Source organism: Gordonia sp. NPDC003429, from assembly GCF_053588575.1.
In genome coordinates this window covers 128,476-143,827 of record NZ_JBSFQF010000003.1, presented here as the reverse complement: position 1 = coordinate 143,827, position 15,352 = coordinate 128,476, and the positions used below count along the sequence as shown (strand labels likewise).

The window sequence follows — 15,352 nt, the reverse complement described above, 5'->3', positions numbered from 1 at the left end:
CCCGAGCGCCGGGGCTATTCCCAGCTGAGTCCTCCACGTCGCCACTCGTAGGCGTAGGCCACCGATACGTTGACGATGAACAGGGCCATGGCCGCGAGGCCGAACCAGCCGAGGGCGTCGAACGCGACTGCCCACGGGTAGAGGAAGACGATCTCGATGTCGAAGATGATGAACAGCATCGCGGTGAGGTAGTACTTCACCGGGATTCGCTGGATGACGCGCTCGGTGCGTGCAGCCGTCGAGAGTGTGCCCCGTGTGGCCGAGACCGCGTGGGTTTCGGTGAGCGGTTCGATGCCGCATTCGTAGGGCTCGAGCTTGGCCCGGTTGTGGCGTTTCGGTCCGACGAGCATCGCGACCGCGACCGAGAACACCGCGAATGCCATGGCGAGAGCCCCGAGAACCATGATCGGGACATAGACATTCATGAGCGGGGCGCATTCATCGTGATGTGGCCTCCTTGGCTGTCGGCCGCCGCACTCACCAGGCTGATGTGAGCTATGACACACACCCTACAAGCGACGAAGCGCGCCCCGCCAAGTTTTCCCCGACGTGTCGGCACCGCCGCAGGATCAGTCCCCGATGCCGCGGATGAGATCGACGAAGGTGGCCGACAGTGCGATCGGGTCCACCGGGAGTGTCGCGGTGGCGTCGGCTCGTGACCAGTCTGCGAGCCACCGGTCGTCCGCTCGCCCGAGCAGCAACAGGATCGGCGGGCAGGGATCGATCTCGTCGCGCATCTGCTTGGCCACACCCATGCCGCCCACCGGTGACGCCTCGCCATCGAGAATCACCGCGTCGATGACGCCGGCGTCGAGCTGACCGAACACCATCGCCGCGGTGGCCACCTCGACAAAGCTCACGTCCGGCAACTGCGCGTCCGGGCGGCGCCCGATGGCCCCGATCACTTGCGCGCGGGTGTCGGCGTGGTCGGAGTAGACCAGCACGCGTACTGCCGACGATCGCGGCACCCGGTGGTCGGTCACCCGCACGACATTACCGTCACGCTGTCGCGATTCGTGGCGCACATCATCGACACGGATCAGCATTGGGTCTCGTCGAGGTCACCATTGCGATTCGAGGGCGGAAAGAATGCTGCCCGGAGTGCTTCACTGGCGGTACGGAAGTTTCAGGAGTGACCAGATTGCACACGCCTGCTCCGTGATTGACGACGAAGACCAAGCGAGACGACCAAGCGAGACGACCAAGCGAGACGACGACCAAGCGAGACAACCGAGAGAAAGGCCTACTATGCCCTCCCCATTCGCAAAACTCGGCGCCGAATTCTTCGGCACCTTCTGGCTCGTGTTCGGTGGCTGCGGTACCGCGATCTACGCGGCCAAGGAAGTGGCGGTCGGCGACGACGTCGGAACCAAGGTGCAGGTCGGCGTGGGCTATCTCGGCGTCGCGCTGGCATTCGGCCTCACCGTCGTCACCATGGCCTACGCGGTAGGCCATATCTCCGGCGGCCACTTCAACCCCGCCATCACCCTTGGCGCCTGCGTGGGCGGCCGCACCCCGTGGAAAGACCTGCCCGGCTACTGGATCGCGCAGGTGGCGGGCGGTTTGGTCGCGGGTCTGGCGCTGTGGGGTATCGCGAGCGGCAAGCCGGGCTGGAACCGCGTCGGCAACATGGCCGCCAACGGATTCGGTGAGCACAGTCCCGGTAAGTACACCCTGGCGGCGGTGATCGTCGCCGAAATCCTGTTGACGGCGTTCTTCCTGATCGTGGTGCTCGGTGCCACCGACACCCGTGCGCCGAAAGGTATGGGCCCGCTGGCCATCGGACTCACGCTGACCCTGATCCACCTGATCTCGATCCCGATCTCCAACACGTCGGTCAATCCGGCACGCTCGACCGGCGTCGCGTTCTTCAACGGGAACGGTGCACCGGGACAGCTCTGGGTGTTCTGGGTGGCCCCGCTGGTCGGCGGAATCATCGGTGGGCTGCTCTACCCGCTGCTCTTCGAGGAGGGCAAGTTCAAATTCTCTCCCGCGGCCAACCCCATGTAGCCCCCGACAACCCTCGATCGATTCCACTGCGGCCGGTCACACCCAGCGTGTGACCGGCCGCGCCCGTATCCGGCAAAACCGGCGCCGACCTGCCAGAATCTCTGCTCATGGAATCGCTGATCCTCGTGCTGGTCGGCGCGATCATCGTCACCGCGTTGGCCGACCGCCGGGGAATGCAACCCGCGTTGATCATCGTGCTGGTGGCGCTCGCCGCGTCGTTCATCCCGGGGATGCCGCGCGTCGAACTCGACTCCGACGTCCTGCTCACGGTGGTACTGCCACCGCTGCTGTACTCGGCGGCACTGAACTTCTCCGTCCCGCAGTTCATTCGCAACCTCAAACCCATCCTCGGTCTCGGTGTCGCGATGGTGGTGATCACGGCCGTCGCCGTCGGATTCGTCGCTTCGTGGCTGGTGCCAGAACTGACCTTCGCCACGGCGTTGCTGCTCGGGGCGATCGTGGCACCGCCCGACGCGGTCACCGCTGTGGCCATCGGCCGCAAACTGGGCCTGCCCAAACGGCTGATGACGATCCTGACCGGCGAGAGCCTCGTGAACGATGCCGCCGCGCTGTCGCTGTTCGCCATCGCGATCTCGCAGATCGCCGACACCCACGCCTTCATCGACAACCCGCTGCTGCTTTTCGGCTACAACGCGGTGCTCGGGCCCGTGGTCGGTGCGATCCTCGGCTATCTCACGCTGTGGATTCGACGTCATCTGCGCAACCCGGCGCTGGAGACCGTCCAGGGATTCGTGGTGCCCTTCGCGGCCTATCTGAGTGCCGAACACGTCCACGCGTCCGGGGTGCTGGCGGTGGTTGTCGCCGGCTTCGTCGTCGGGTCCGGATCGGTGCACGCGGGGTATCGGACCCGACTGCAGGAACGCTACGTGTGGAACTCGGTGGATGTGCTGCTCGAGGCGTTCGTCTTCGCCTACATCGGGTTGCAGCTGCGGTTCATCATCGAGGACCTGCGTGAGGCGCACGAGTCGCTGGTCAAGGTTGCGGTGGCGTCGCTCATCGTGCTCGCGGTGGTGCTGCTGATCAGGCCGATCTGCGTGTTCGCGATGTTCGGTCGTGGCGTGGTGAGCCGGCACATCGAGGAGAACGCGCCCACCGAGATCGCCGCGCAACCGCGACGCCACACCTCGGCGCGTGCCCGGCGCGACGGGCGGATGCAGAGCCGATGGCGGGCGTGGCGCTCCCAGATCGACAACCGTCCGCTCACCTGGCAGGAGACAACGGTGGTCGCGTGGACCGGGATGCGCGGAGTGGTGACGCTGGCGGCGGCGTCGGGTATTCCGCTCACCGTGGCCTCGGGAGCGCCGTTCCCCGAGCGCGCCGCGATCCAGGCGATCGCCTTCGTCGTGGCGGTGGGCACCATCCTCATCCAGGGCCCCACCCTGCCGTGGCTGATCGCGCGGCTGCATCTGCGCAACGACGATGAGGAGTCCTACGACCACGCGCAGACCGACCGTGCCGAACAGATCGTGCTGACCGCCGGCGATGCCGTGATCGACGAGTTCGTGCGACATCCGCCGGATGGTCTCGACGCCGAGACCATCCGATACATCAAGGAGTCGGTGGCCCGTCAATCCCGCGACGCCGAGGAGATGCCCGATCCCGAGGCACACACCGCGCGCACCGACGCGTTCGCCGGTCTCTACCGCGACGTGCTGCAGGCCCAGCGGGACGCGCTGGTGGATCGTCGCGACGCGGGGGAGGTCGACGACGAGGTGGTGCGGGGGATGCTCGAGCGGCTCGACCTGCAGGAGGCGGGACTGTCGGCGCGACTCGAGAGCCGCTTCTGATCCCGAGTCCGTATCGTCGGAAAGGTCGGTAGCCGATCTCTCCCAGCGGGTCGGCGTCGCGCAGCGGAGGAGGTAGGTGCGGATGGGTCAGCCGGACGAGGCCACCCGTGGCGCCTCGCGGCCTGCGGCGGGTGCTGTGCCCCCGCGCCCGTCGTCCCCGCGCCCGTCGTCCCCGGCCCCGCCGTCCTTACCCGCGTCGTCCCCGGCCCCATCTGTCGCCGATCTGTATCGCCGGCCGCTGCTGCCCGGTCTCTACCCGCCACTGGGGCACGCACCCGACGGCACCGCGCGCTTCGTCCCGGCCCACCCCCGCCGGGACCTGCGGTTACCGGTGCTGCACCCGCGGGGACACCCGGGACGTCGCACAACCCCGCCGACACCGCGACGACGCCGCACGGAGGCGATGTCGTGCCGGCGGGCACGCGGCGTGGCGGAATGGGCCGCACCGCCATCGTGTTCGCCGTGGTCGCCGCCGTGGTGGTGGGCCTGGTGCTCTACGGGGTCACCCAGTACCGGCAGACGACCACCGCGTCGAGCCCGTTCGACGAGCCCCGGCTGACTCTCGTCGAGCCTCCCGTGGCCTCGCCGACCGCCCCACCGGCAATGCCGCCGGGAGTGCCGCCCACTGTCCCCGACACCCCTGCTCCCGGACTCCGCGCCGGCCAGACCGTGACCTACGACGCGACGATCGACGGCAGCGGCACCATCCTGTACGTCGACGATCAGGGGCTGCGCAGCGAGTTCATGCCCCCGCCCACCTGGCATCTGCAGTTCATTGCCGGCTCCAACCCGCTGCGGCTGCTGGTGATCGCCGGCGCGGGCAGCTCGGTGACCTGTGAGATCGCGGTCGGCGGGCGGGTCATCGCGCGTGACCGCGTGGACGCGGAAACCACGCGGCGCACCGCATCATGCACCGCGTGAGGTGGGCCGTTCCCGTCCGCTGTGATCGCACGCACTTCGGGACCCCGATTGCGGCGCTGTCTATCAGGTGTGTGCGTGTGGCCCGACATCGCTAACGTGTACAGAGTGAGTATTTCGCCAGCGCAGGATCCTGCTCCGTCGTCGGGTGGCACGACGGAGACCGCGACCCCGGATTTCAAGACCATGATCACGTGGCGCGGAGTGGGTGCCGATCGGCTCGAGCAAGTCCGTCTGCACGTGAACGGTGCACGGATCAAGGCCTACGGACGCATCATCGCCGCTGCCACCGCCCAGCAGGAGGCGTTCTCCGCTTCCTACGAGCTCGTCACCAACGACGCGGGTATCACCAAACGCCTGTCGATCCACCTGCTGCGCGCCAGCGGTGAGAATCAGTACGGCATCTCGCGCGACGAGGAGAACCAGTGGTTGATCCACACCGACGGTGAGACCTTCCGCGGCGACTTCAACGGTGCACTCGACGTCGACCTCGCGTTGTCGCCGATGTTCAACGCGCTACCCATCCGTCGGCTGGGTCTGGCCGGCGGGGCCGGCGAGTTCGACGTCCCGGTGGTCTACGTCTACCTGCCCAGCGGAGCGGTGGAGCCGGCGACACTGCATTACTCGAGCGGTGCGGACGGCCCCACCGTGGTGTCCCCGGTGGCGACCGCTGACCTGACCGTCGACGCCAACGGCTTCGTGATCAATTACCCCGGGCTGGCCGAACGGGTCTGAGGGCTGCTCGACTCAGCCGAGCCACACCTTGCCCTGGTGTGCCTGCCGGCGAAGCTGCGCTTGCCATCCGTCTTCGCCGACGGTGACCCCGACGATGTGGTCGCGGTTCGCCTGTGCCATCCGCTCGTAGGCCAGGCGCGCGCGATACCCGTCGTCGATGAGAGCGGCGACGTTGCCGTGATCGCGCAGATCGTCGCGGGCGGCGACGAGCCGGTCGATCACCTCGCTGAGCGCGTTGAGCACGGCGACGTCGTTGGCTTCGATCATCGCCCGCTGCAGCGCGGGCGCCGAGGCCGCGACTCGGGTGCCGTCGCGGAAGCTGCCTGCGGCCAGCCGCAGCGCCAGATCGCTCTCGCCCGCCCCGACGGCAGCGGTGGCGGCCGCGGTCAGGTGCGGGACGTGCGAGATGGCGGCCACGGCGCGATCGTGGGCGTCGGGTGCGGCGGGAACCACCATCGCACCGGTCGACAGTGCGAGGTGGGCCACCGCCGACCAGTCGTCGGCGCCAGTGTGATCCTCGGTGGTCACCATCCACATCGCGTCGGTGAACAGCGACGGGTCGGTGGCCGCCCACCCCGAGCGGCTGGTGCCGGCCATCGGATGCCCGCCGACGTAGCGCGCCCCCGGATGCACTCGTGAAATAGTCTCCGCCACAGACTGTTTGACGCTGATGACATCGGTGATCAGGCAGTGCGGAGCGGTGTCGGCGATGGCGCGCACGAGTGGTTCGATCGTGGTGACCGGGGTGGCGAGCACGATGATCGCATCGGCGGACGCGGCCCGGCGCAGGGTGGCGTCGAGGTCGGTGGACGCGTCGTAGCCCGCATCCGTGGCCGCGGCCACCGTGTCCGGCGACCGGTTGTAGCCGAAACACTCGCGGTGGGCGTCGGCCAGGGATCGCAGCAGCGACCCACCGATCAGGCCGAGACCCAGGATGCACACCGGACGTGCGGAGCGGGCGGCATCTGCGGCATCAGCGGTCACCACACCAGATTCCCACATCGTGGTGCCCTTGCCGCCCGGCGGTGGCCGGTGAAAGCGGGGTGGACTGCAGGGGTTTGGGTAGCCGAGGTTCCTCGGCTACCGTGACCTGCATGGCAGGCGCCGGCGCCGGAGTATCTGGCTCGAACAAGCAGCAACTGACCGATGAGGTCGAGGGATTTGCGGTGGCGGTGATCCGCGAGGACGGCGCGTGGCAGGTCAAGGCGCTCGATCCGGCCGCCCTGATCGATCTGGCCGCCGCCGAACGTCAACTCCGGGAACTGCGCGCGGCCGGCGCGGTGTTCGGTCTGCTCGACGTGGACGACGAGTTCTTCATCGTGGTCCGGCCCGCTCCCGGCGGGGCGCGGTTACTGATCTCGGATGCGACCGCCGCGATCGACTACGACATCGCCGTCGACGTGCTCGACGCCATCAACGTCGATGTGCCCGACATCGACCCCGACGACCTCGACGACGTGGACCCCTGGGAAGAGGGCGACCTCGGGGTGCTCTCCGACCTCGGGCTGCCCGACGCGGTGATGGGTGTGATCGTCGGGGACACGGACCTCTACGCCGACGAGCAGATCGGGATGATCGCGGCGCGACTCGGTTTTGCCGACGAGTTGTCGAAAGTTCTCGACTCGCTGGGGCATTGACCGGTCACCCGCCGCGGACCGAAGAGCCCGGCTGGGGACCTGCGGTGTGGGAGTCGATGGTCGACGCCGCGCTGGACGCCGCGGTGGGATTCTCGGGCCCCGATGACGTGCCGATCGGTGCGGTGGTCTTCGACCCGTCGGGAATCGAACTCGCCCGCGCGGGCAACCGTCGGGAGGCCGACGGTGATCCCACCGCACACGCCGAGGTGCTCGCGCTGCGTGCCGCGGCGGCGGCCTTCGGTGACGGGTGGCGGTTGCCCGGATGCACCATCGCGGTGACCGTCGAGCCCTGCACGATGTGCGCGGGTGCGATCACGCTGTCGCGGGTGGACCGCCTGGTGTTCGGTGCCTGGGAACCCAAGACCGGTGCGGTGGGATCGCTGTGGGACGTCGTCCGTGACACCCGGCTCGCCCACCGGCCGCAGGTGCGCGGCGGGGTGCTCGAGGAGCGTTGCCGGGAGCTGATGGTCGACTTCTTCGCCGGCCGCCGCCCCGACCCCGCCCCCTGACGTCGAGCGTGCCCACATCCGCGTCGAGCGTGCCCACATCCGCGTCGAGCGTGCCCGCATCCGCGTCGAGCGTGCCCGCGGGGTGGTTTCGACAAGCTCAACCAGCGGGGAAGCTCAACCAGCGGCGGGAAGCTCAACCAGCGGGGCGGTTTCGACAAGCTCAACCAGCGGGGAAGCTCAACCAGCGGCGGGAAGCTCAACCAGCGGGGCGGTTTCGACAAGCTCAACCAGCGAGGGAAGCTCAACCAGCGGTGGGGAAGCTCAAGCAGCGGGGGTGGTTTCGACAAGCTCAACCAGCGGGGGGAAGCTCAACCAGCGGGGGAAGCTCAACCAGCGGCGGGGAAGCTCAACCAGTGGCGGGGAAGCTCAACCAGCGGGGGGCGGGGGCGGGGGCGAGCCCGGGCACCGCACCACGCGCCAGCATCCCGACCATTCGCGACGGCGCGTCCCGATCTTGGTTACGGTCGGTCTCCAGGGGGCGAGAATCGAAAGGTCAAACGATCAAAACCCAAGGAGTGGAAGATGTCTGAGGCCGACAAGATCTCGGAGACCGTCAGCGACGCGGTCGATAGCGTCAAGGACAAGCTCGGCGATCTCGCCGACAATGCGAAGGTGCACGACGTCGTCGAGGACGCCAAGGAGAAGATCGGCGACCTCAAGGACAAGTTCCTCGGCAATCACTGATTGCCCCTTCACCGGACGGCCGTCAGGGCGTGACAACCGCCCGGGCCGGTCCGTCGTGCGTCCAGGCGCTCTCGATCTCGGCGAGGCGGTAGGCGCGATAGGGAACCCGCAAGCCGCCGTTGGCAATCTGCTCGATCACCGCGGGGATCGACGCCATCGACTGTGCTGCCGATACCGATCCGGCCCCGCTGCCGGACACGGTGATGTTGCGCGAACGCAGTAGCGCTGCGGGAACCGATGACGTGAGGCCGGCGAGTGCGCCGATCTGCACGTACGAGATCTCGGTGTCGTCCTCGTCTAATCCATGTCGGGCAAGTGCGGCGAACGCGGCCTCGGCGACGGGACCCCAGAGGTAGTCGAGCACCAGGTTGGGCGGGGAGTCCGCAATCGCGTCGGTGAGCGCCGACACCGGGTCGTCCACGGTGAGAGAAACCGCGGTCGCGCCTCGGCTCGCGAGGTCGTCGAGCACCGCCCGGTTGCGCCCGACGGCCACGATCGACGACGCCCCCAGAAGCTGTGCGGCCTGCACCGCGAGTTGTCCCGACATTCCCGTGGCGCCCAGGACCAGCACGGACCCCACCGCACCCCGCTGGTCGCGGTGACGATGCAGCGGTAACCAGCTCGAGCCCGCCGGGTTGACACCTGCCGCGACGGCCAGCGGATCGGCATCGTCGGGGACCGGAAAACCGCCGGCCGCTGCCATACGTTCGGCCATCGTGCCCCACGGCGGTGTGATGCGGCCCGTGTACACCAGGCCGCCGTCGGCGCCCCGGGCCACCGCGTCGATACCCACCACATGTGGGTAGACCCCGCTGCTGCCGTAGTGAGTGCCCGACGCCAACGACCGGACGACGCGATGAACCCCGGCGCCGACAAGATCGAACACCTCGGTCCCGTCGACGCGTTGCGGCTCGGCGAAGTCGCCGTATGTCGGGGCCCGATCGGGGCCCTGGATGACTGCTGCCTTCATGACGACTCTCCTTAACTAAGTTAAACAAGCTTGCCGCAAGGTTCCCTTAACTTTGTTAAGCTGTCAAGGTGCCTGCCGGACGTGCCAAGGGGCTGAGTGTCGAAGAGATCGTCGCTGCCGCCCTCGACCTGCTCGATGAGCAAGGGGTCGACGCGGTGACCGTGCGTGCGGTGGCGAGTCGCCTCGGAGTCAAGGCGCCCGCCCTGTACTGGCACGTGAAGAACAAGCAGGCACTTCTCGATGAGATGGGCACCGAGATTCAACGACGGGTTGTGCGCGAGCTGGGCTCGGCTCCCTCGGCGCCCTGGCCCGAGTCGCTGGCCACCTACGGCCGGGTGCTGCGTCGGGAGTATCTGGCCCACCGTGACGGTGCGCGCACCTTCAGTGGCACCAGGCTCACCGATCCCGAGGTGATCCGAGCGCAGGAGCCATGGCTCGCGTCCGTGACATCAACCGGCGTCAGCCTCGACAGTGTCGTCACGGCCGCAGAACTCGTGACGTGTTTCGTGGTGGGGTTCGTCATCGAAGAACAAGAACGCGGCCAGTCCGAGGATTCCAGATACTCACTTGCAGAACGTGATTCGAGGACAGGAGCTGACCATCCGCTGGCCGTTGCCGCCGGCCGAATCCTGTTCGGCGACCCCGACGCACGCTTCGAGAGACACCTCGCGGCAATCATCGCCGGCGTCGGGTGATGCGGTAGCCAACACTGCTCCCGTTTCATCCGGCCGCCACCGGTCCGCTGTGGCACATTGGTCGTGGCAGGGCCGCCGGCCCGGGTAGACCGAGGAGTACGTGATGTCCGATTCAACCGACAAGATCAACGACGCATTCGAGACCGTGAAGGGCAAGGTCGCCGAGTTCGCCGACAGCGAGAAGGTCCACGGCGCCGTGGATGCGGCGAAGGAGAAGTTCACCGAACTCGCCGACAACGAGAAGGTGCACGACGCCGTCGGCACCGCGAAGGAGAAGTTCTCCGAGATCAAAGACAAATTCACCGGCCACTGACCTCGGTTCTCCTAGTCGGCAGTCTGCGCATGCCGCAACCTTGCCGTTCGGCGCTGTGTACGGTGGATTGCGGCCGCGAAGAAACCCGCGGTCGCTCGACCAACACGCGAGGAGTGACTCATGGGAATCACCGACGACGCCAAGAACAAGACCGAAGAGCTCAAGGGTCGCGGCAAAGAAGCTGCCGGCGACATCACCGACAACGAGGATCTGAAGTCCGAGGGCAAGGGCGATCAGGCTCAGGCCCAGGGCAAGCAGAAGATCAACGAGGTCGCCGACACCGTCAAGGGCAAGGTCGACGACCTCAAGGACAAGCTGACCGGCAACTGATTTCGCCGGGCTGCAACCCGGTGACCAGCTAATTTAGCTCCGGACGCGCTCTGCGGTACAGTCTTCCGCGGTGGCGTGTCCGAGCGGCCGAAGGTGCAGCACTCGAAATGCTGTGTGCGGTAACCCCGTACCGAGGGTTCAAATCCCTCCGCCACCGCAGCGAACGGCCCCTCATCCTTACAGGTGAGGGGCCGTTTTCGTGCCTAGGGCGTGGTGGCGGTGGTTCCCTCTGCCTACACTTTGCCCACGACACCGCCAGGCTTGCCGTCGTGTGCCTCAGGTCGTGCGGAGTGATGGCCTGCACCTTGGTCCTGGAAACTTTCGCGGCGTGGTCGTGCCCAGAGTCCCAACCTTGAAAACTGGGCACCCAATTTCAAGGTTCGCACTGTAACCTTTAAATTACATAGTTGGTTTTCAAGGTTGGGCGCTGGCAGTGGACATCGACAAGTTGAAGCACAGTCGGGTGGGACAACTCGCCCCGATCTCCGGCTACGACCCCAGATTTGGTGAAGAGTACGACTACTTCGGGTTCGTTCCCGATCCGCTTCCTGGCAACTTCGATCTCGACGGATCGACATACTCCGTTGTCATCGACTCGGCCGCGGCGCTGGCTCGCGCCGACCAAGCCGCTTCTCTCTTACCCAACCCAAGCCTTCTGGCTAGACCCGCAACGCGACGTGAGGCCGTCAGCACTTCAGCGTTGGAGGGAACCTACGCGGCGCTTTCAGACGTGTTCGAGGCAGACTTCCTCAACGATGAGGATCTGACTCGGCCGGTGAGTGAAGTGCGCAACTATGTGATCGCGGCAGAGCGCGCGTACGACTTGATCACCCAGGGGCACGAGATTTCGATCAGAATGCTTGAGGACCTTCAGGCTGAACTCCTACGAGGCACCGCTAGCGACGGGCCTCATGCAGGCAGCATCCGGACCTCGCAGGTCTTCATCGGCGTCGGCACCAGAAGGGTCGAAACTGCACGGTTTGTGCCGCCTCCAGCGGACCATCGTTTGACCGACGGCCTACAGGCGTGGCAAGACTGGGTACGCGGCAATAAGAACATACCGACGATCATTCGGGTCGCGGCCGCACACTACCAATTTGAGACTCTTCACCCATTCCACGACGGGAACGGTCGCCTTGGCAGGCTGGTGGCCGCTCTTCAGCTGATGAGCGCCGGTGACCTCAAGTACCCAGTCCTGAACATTTCGCCGTGGCTTGAGCAACGCCGGTCCGAGTACCAGGACGGACTCCTCAAGGTGTCGCAGACTGGAGATTGGAATGAGTGGATCTGCTTCATCGCCACAGCCATCCATGCAGAGGCGCTCGAGGTTGTGGCACGCGTCGATCGGCTGCTTGCGCTGCGTGAGAGCTTCCAGATGACGCTCCAAGGTTCAAAGGGTGTTTCACTTCGAATTGCTGACGATCTAGTCGGCTACCCCATGATCACCGCCACGTTAGCCGCCAGGTTGTACTCGGTCTCCTACCAAGCAGCCAACTCCGCGATCGCGAAGCTCGTGGATCTCAGGATCCTCAGACAACGAACGTCCGGACGCTACGACAGGATATTCCAGTGCGACGCGGTGCTGTCGGCACTGGAGTCCTAGATCGTTGTGCCCACAATTTGCCCACAAATCCCTCCGCCACCGCAGCGAACGGCCCCTCATCCTTACAGGTGAGGGGCCGTTTTCGTGCGATCAGTGAGCCTTGCGACCAGTGAGCGAGGTCAGTGCTCGGTCGAAAACCCCGTCCGACGACGATGCACCTCGATCGCCAGCGTCACCAGCCGGTCGATCAGCTCGGGGTAGGAGATCCCGGTGGCCTGCCACAGCTTCGGGTACATCGAGCCGGGTGTGAAGCCGGGAATCGTGTTGACCTCGTTCAGTAGCCAGCCGCGACCGGATTCCTCGTAGAAGAAGTCCACCCGCGCCATGCCCACACAGCGCATCGCGACAAAGGTGCGCGCGGCCAGCTCACGCACGTCGTTGGCGGCCTTGCCGGTGAGCGGCGCCGGGATCACCAGCTCGGCCGCGCCGGTCACGTATTTGTCCTCGTAGTCGTAGAACTCACTGCCGGGCCGGATCTCGCCGGGCACCGACGTCTCGGGCCGGGTGTTGCCCAGTACCGCAACCTCGACCTCACGTCCGTCGACGAACTCCTCGATCACCACCACGTCGTCGTAGCGCAGCGCCACATTGATCGCGGTGTCGAGTTCGGCAGCGTTGTGCGCCTTGGTGATACCGACCGATGAACCGAGGTTCGCGGGTTTGACGAACAGCGGCAGTCCGAGTTCCTCGATGGCGCGGAACGCGATGGTCCGGGCGTCGTCGACACCGTCGCGGAACTCGATCCAGCGGCACTGCGGGATGCCCGCCTGCGCGGCGATGGTCTTGGCCATGCCCTTGTCCATGCACGCCGCCGAACTCAGCACGCCGGCGCCGACATAGGGCAGGCCGAACAGTTCCAGCAGACCCTGAATCGTGCCGTCCTCGCCGTGCGGGCCATGCAGCAGTGGCAGCACGACGGTGATCGCGGTGGTCGACCCGTTGCGCAGTTCGGTCAGCGGATCGATCGCGGTGCCCGCGGTCTCCAGCGAATCGGGCAGTGGCGTGCCGTCCGCGAGAGAGGCGATCGCCTTGTCGTTGCGCAACCAGGTGCCGTCCTTGGCGATGCCGATCGGCACCAGCTCGTACTTCGCGCGGTCGGCCGCAGCCAGCACATGCGCCGCGGTGACACACGAGACATCGTGCTCGGCGGAGACTCCGCCGTAGAGAACCACCAGGCGCAGCAGGGGAGAAGGCATGGGTGCCACGATACGTCCCACACGATTACCGCTCTCCCCCCGCACACGACGGTTCGGGACTCCTTTAGCGTTGAGGCGTGCGTGTTCAGGTGAGCGAGATCGCCGAGGCGGTCGGAGGACAGCTGGTGGGGGCCGATGTCATGGTCGACGGTGCGAGCATCGACTCGCGCTCGATCCGGCCCGGGCAACTGTTCGTGCCGATCGTCGCGGCCCGTGACGGCCACGACTTCATCGAGACGGCCTGCGCCGACGGGGCCACGGCATATCTGACCTCCCGAGCGCCGATCGAGAGTGTCGACGCGGCCGCCGTCGTGGTCGACGACACCGCCGTCGCGCTCGCCGACGTCGGCCGACTCGCGCGGCGCCGACTCCCCGAGCGGGTGGTCGGCGTGACCGGTTCGGTGGGCAAGACGTCCACCAAGGACCTGCTGGCAGGGCTGCTGAGCACCACCTACCGCACCGCGGCCAGCGAGAAATCGTTCAACAACGAGCTCGGGCTGCCGCTGACGCTGTTCAACGCTCCCGACGACACCGAGGCCGTCGTGGTGGAGATGGGTGCGCGCGGTGTGGGCCACATCGCGCTACTGTGCTCGATCGCGCGGCCGACCGTCGGCATCATCACCCGCGTCGAGGGGGTTCATCTCGAACTGTTCGGCAGCATCGACGCCGTCGCGCGCGCGAAGGGTGAACTGGTGGAGGCACTTCCCGCCGACGGCGTTGCCGTCCTCAACGCCGACCACCCGCTCGTCGCGGCCATGGCTGAGCGCACCTCGGCGCAGGTGATCACCTACGGACTGACCCCCGCGGCCGACGTCTCGGCCGCTGACATCACGCTCGACGACGAACTACGCGCGTCGTTCCGGCTGCACACCCCGTGGGGATCGACCGACATCCGCCTCGCCGCACGCGGCGAACACCAGGTGCCCAACGCGCTCGCCGCAGCGGCAGCGGCCGGAGCCCTGGGCGTGCCGGTGGAGTCGATGCCCGCCGGTCTGCTGGGCGCGGCACTCTCGGGCCTGCGCATGGAGCTCTCGACCACCGCGTCCGGGGTCACCATCCTCAACGACGCGTACAACGCCAATCCGACGTCGATGTCGGCGGCGCTGACCTCCCTGGCCGCGCTCGCCGGGCATCGGCGCGTCGCGGTACTGGGCACCATGGCCGAACTGGGCGACGATTCGGCCGAGCAGCACGCCGCCATCGCGGGCAGAGCCCGTGACCTGGGCATCGAGGTGATCGCCGTCGACGAACCCCACTACGGTCCGAGCGCCCGGCACGTGCCCGACATCGACTCCGCAGTGGCGGCCCTCGCCGACCTCGGCGAGGGCGATGCGGTGCTGGTCAAGGGCAGCCGCGTCGCCGCGCTGGAACGGGTTGCCGACCGTCTGTGCTGATCAGACAGAGGTGAATACGTACAGAACGGGCGCTTCAGAAGGGTTCGAGGTGCACAGGTAGCGGTCGGCACCCGCTGAGCCGCCGATTGTGTACGGGTTACGGCGCGAAGGTCACCTCGGCGTCGTCCTTGGTGCAGCTCGCGAGGACGCCGGTGGTCTGCGACGGTCCGCACTTCCATCCGTTCACCGTGTGCGGCTCGCCGGTGGCGATCTTGGGTCCGTACTCCTTGGCGAGTTCCATCGCGGTGCTGCAGTTGAGGCTGCCGCTGACGATGAGGACGCGCAGCGCCCCGTCGGGACCGGAAATCTTGCCGCACTGCTGCGCGCCCGGTTCGGTCTCCTCGGGTACCGACGTGGCCGGCGACTCCGGCCGGGGGCCACCCACCACCACCGGGCTCGTCGAATCGGCAGGTTCCGACGCCGTTCCCGGGCCGCTTGCCGACTCCTGCTCCGAACCGCATGCGGTGAGCAGCAGGGCGGCACCGACGACGGTGCCGGACACGGCCAGAAGGATGCGATCACGGCTGCGCGACATGGCCTCAACCGTAGC

The 15,352-nt window shown here is 67.0% G+C and carries 18 protein-coding genes and 1 tRNA gene; 13 read left to right on the top strand and 6 right to left on the bottom strand.

Annotated features, from left to right (window positions below; genetic code table 11):
- Nucleotides 1-14 precede the first annotated feature (14 nt).
- Nucleotides 15-425: an NADH-quinone oxidoreductase subunit A gene (locus ACWDSI_RS05990; protein WP_449747280.1), complete on the bottom strand. Its 411-nt coding sequence runs from the start codon at nucleotides 423-425 to the stop codon at nucleotides 15-17.
- Nucleotides 426-569: 144 nt separating this feature from the next.
- Nucleotides 570-983, bottom strand: coding sequence for a hypothetical protein (locus ACWDSI_RS05985; RefSeq protein ID WP_449747281.1), 414 nt, complete (start codon nucleotides 981-983; stop codon nucleotides 570-572).
- Between the two features lie 265 nt (nucleotides 984-1,248).
- Here ACWDSI_RS05985 and aqpZ point away from each other — a divergent pair, with 265 nt between their 5' ends.
- From aqpZ to ACWDSI_RS05965, 4 genes are all read left to right on the top strand, one after another.
- Complete coding sequence (aqpZ, locus tag ACWDSI_RS05980) at nucleotides 1,249-2,010, top strand: aquaporin Z (protein WP_449747282.1); 762 nt, start codon at nucleotides 1,249-1,251, stop codon at nucleotides 2,008-2,010.
- Between the two features lie 107 nt (nucleotides 2,011-2,117).
- Nucleotides 2,118-3,818 (top strand): cation:proton antiporter, encoded by a 1,701-nt coding sequence (locus ACWDSI_RS05975; protein ID WP_449755960.1) that lies wholly within the window; start codon nucleotides 2,118-2,120, stop codon nucleotides 3,816-3,818.
- Between the two features lie 408 nt (nucleotides 3,819-4,226).
- Nucleotides 4,227-4,739 carry a hypothetical protein gene (locus tag ACWDSI_RS05970; RefSeq protein WP_449755959.1) on the top strand — a complete coding sequence of 171 codons (513 nt, stop codon included), beginning with the start codon at nucleotides 4,227-4,229 and terminating at the stop codon, nucleotides 4,737-4,739.
- 183 nt (nucleotides 4,740-4,922) lie between these two features.
- Nucleotides 4,923-5,471: a putative glycolipid-binding domain-containing protein gene (locus ACWDSI_RS05965; protein ID WP_449747401.1), complete on the top strand. Its 549-nt coding sequence runs from the start codon at nucleotides 4,923-4,925 to the stop codon at nucleotides 5,469-5,471.
- Nucleotides 5,472-5,483: 12 nt separating this feature from the next.
- Here the strand turns inward: ACWDSI_RS05965 and ACWDSI_RS05960 are convergent, their stop codons facing one another.
- A complete protein-coding gene (locus tag ACWDSI_RS05960) occupies nucleotides 5,484-6,455 on the bottom strand; it encodes a prephenate dehydrogenase (RefSeq protein WP_449755958.1) in 972 nt (323 codons plus the stop codon).
- Nucleotides 6,456-6,565: 110 nt separating this feature from the next.
- Between ACWDSI_RS05960 and ACWDSI_RS05955 the strand changes: the two genes are divergently transcribed.
- From ACWDSI_RS05955 to ACWDSI_RS05945, 3 genes are all read left to right on the top strand, one after another.
- Nucleotides 6,566-7,108, top strand: a complete 543-nt coding sequence (locus ACWDSI_RS05955; RefSeq protein ID WP_449747286.1) for a tRNA adenosine deaminase-associated protein — start codon at nucleotides 6,566-6,568, stop codon at nucleotides 7,106-7,108.
- A gap of 56 nt (nucleotides 7,109-7,164) precedes the next feature.
- Entirely contained in the window at nucleotides 7,165-7,617 is a 453-nt protein-coding gene (locus ACWDSI_RS05950; RefSeq protein ID WP_449747402.1) for a nucleoside deaminase, read from the top strand.
- 522 nt (nucleotides 7,618-8,139) lie between these two features.
- Nucleotides 8,140-8,301 carry a hypothetical protein gene (locus ACWDSI_RS05945; protein WP_449747287.1) on the top strand — a complete coding sequence of 54 codons (162 nt, stop codon included), beginning with the start codon at nucleotides 8,140-8,142 and terminating at the stop codon, nucleotides 8,299-8,301.
- A gap of 22 nt (nucleotides 8,302-8,323) precedes the next feature.
- Here ACWDSI_RS05945 and ACWDSI_RS05940 read toward each other — a convergent pair whose 3' ends face one another.
- The gene (locus ACWDSI_RS05940) at nucleotides 8,324-9,271 is read right to left on the bottom strand and encodes a zinc-binding dehydrogenase (RefSeq protein ID WP_449755957.1); all 948 of its coding nucleotides are present in this window, start codon (nucleotides 9,269-9,271) and stop codon (nucleotides 8,324-8,326) included.
- Between the two features lie 68 nt (nucleotides 9,272-9,339).
- Between ACWDSI_RS05940 and ACWDSI_RS05935 the strand changes: the two genes are divergently transcribed.
- From ACWDSI_RS05935 to ACWDSI_RS05915, 5 genes are all read left to right on the top strand, one after another.
- The gene (locus tag ACWDSI_RS05935; RefSeq protein WP_449747289.1) at nucleotides 9,340-9,966 is read left to right on the top strand and encodes a TetR/AcrR family transcriptional regulator C-terminal domain-containing protein; all 627 of its coding nucleotides are present in this window, start codon (nucleotides 9,340-9,342) and stop codon (nucleotides 9,964-9,966) included.
- Nucleotides 9,967-10,069: 103 nt separating this feature from the next.
- The gene (locus ACWDSI_RS05930) at nucleotides 10,070-10,279 is read left to right on the top strand and encodes a hypothetical protein (RefSeq protein WP_449747290.1); all 210 of its coding nucleotides are present in this window, start codon (nucleotides 10,070-10,072) and stop codon (nucleotides 10,277-10,279) included.
- A 120-nt stretch (nucleotides 10,280-10,399) separates the two neighbouring features.
- Nucleotides 10,400-10,609, top strand: a complete 210-nt coding sequence (locus tag ACWDSI_RS05925; protein ID WP_449747291.1) for a CsbD family protein — start codon at nucleotides 10,400-10,402, stop codon at nucleotides 10,607-10,609.
- 69 nt (nucleotides 10,610-10,678) lie between these two features.
- Nucleotides 10,679-10,766, top strand: a tRNA-Ser gene (locus ACWDSI_RS05920).
- Nucleotides 10,767-11,042: 276 nt separating this feature from the next.
- Nucleotides 11,043-12,212, top strand: coding sequence for a Fic family protein (locus tag ACWDSI_RS05915; RefSeq protein ID WP_449755956.1), 1,170 nt, complete (start codon nucleotides 11,043-11,045; stop codon nucleotides 12,210-12,212).
- Nucleotides 12,213-12,331: 119 nt separating this feature from the next.
- Here ACWDSI_RS05915 and ACWDSI_RS05910 read toward each other — a convergent pair whose 3' ends face one another.
- Entirely contained in the window at nucleotides 12,332-13,408 is a 1,077-nt protein-coding gene (locus ACWDSI_RS05910; protein WP_449755955.1) for a D-alanine--D-alanine ligase family protein, read from the bottom strand.
- Nucleotides 13,409-13,485: 77 nt separating this feature from the next.
- On the opposite strand from ACWDSI_RS05910, the gene ACWDSI_RS05905 reads away from it, so the two are divergent.
- Nucleotides 13,486-14,802: a UDP-N-acetylmuramoyl-tripeptide--D-alanyl-D-alanine ligase gene (locus ACWDSI_RS05905; RefSeq protein WP_449755954.1), complete on the top strand. Its 1,317-nt coding sequence runs from the start codon at nucleotides 13,486-13,488 to the stop codon at nucleotides 14,800-14,802.
- Nucleotides 14,803-14,899: 97 nt separating this feature from the next.
- On the opposite strand, the gene ACWDSI_RS05900 is transcribed toward ACWDSI_RS05905, so the two are convergent.
- Nucleotides 14,900-15,337, bottom strand: a complete 438-nt coding sequence (locus tag ACWDSI_RS05900) for a hypothetical protein (protein ID WP_449755953.1) — start codon at nucleotides 15,335-15,337, stop codon at nucleotides 14,900-14,902.
- Nucleotides 15,338-15,352 lie beyond the last annotated feature (15 nt).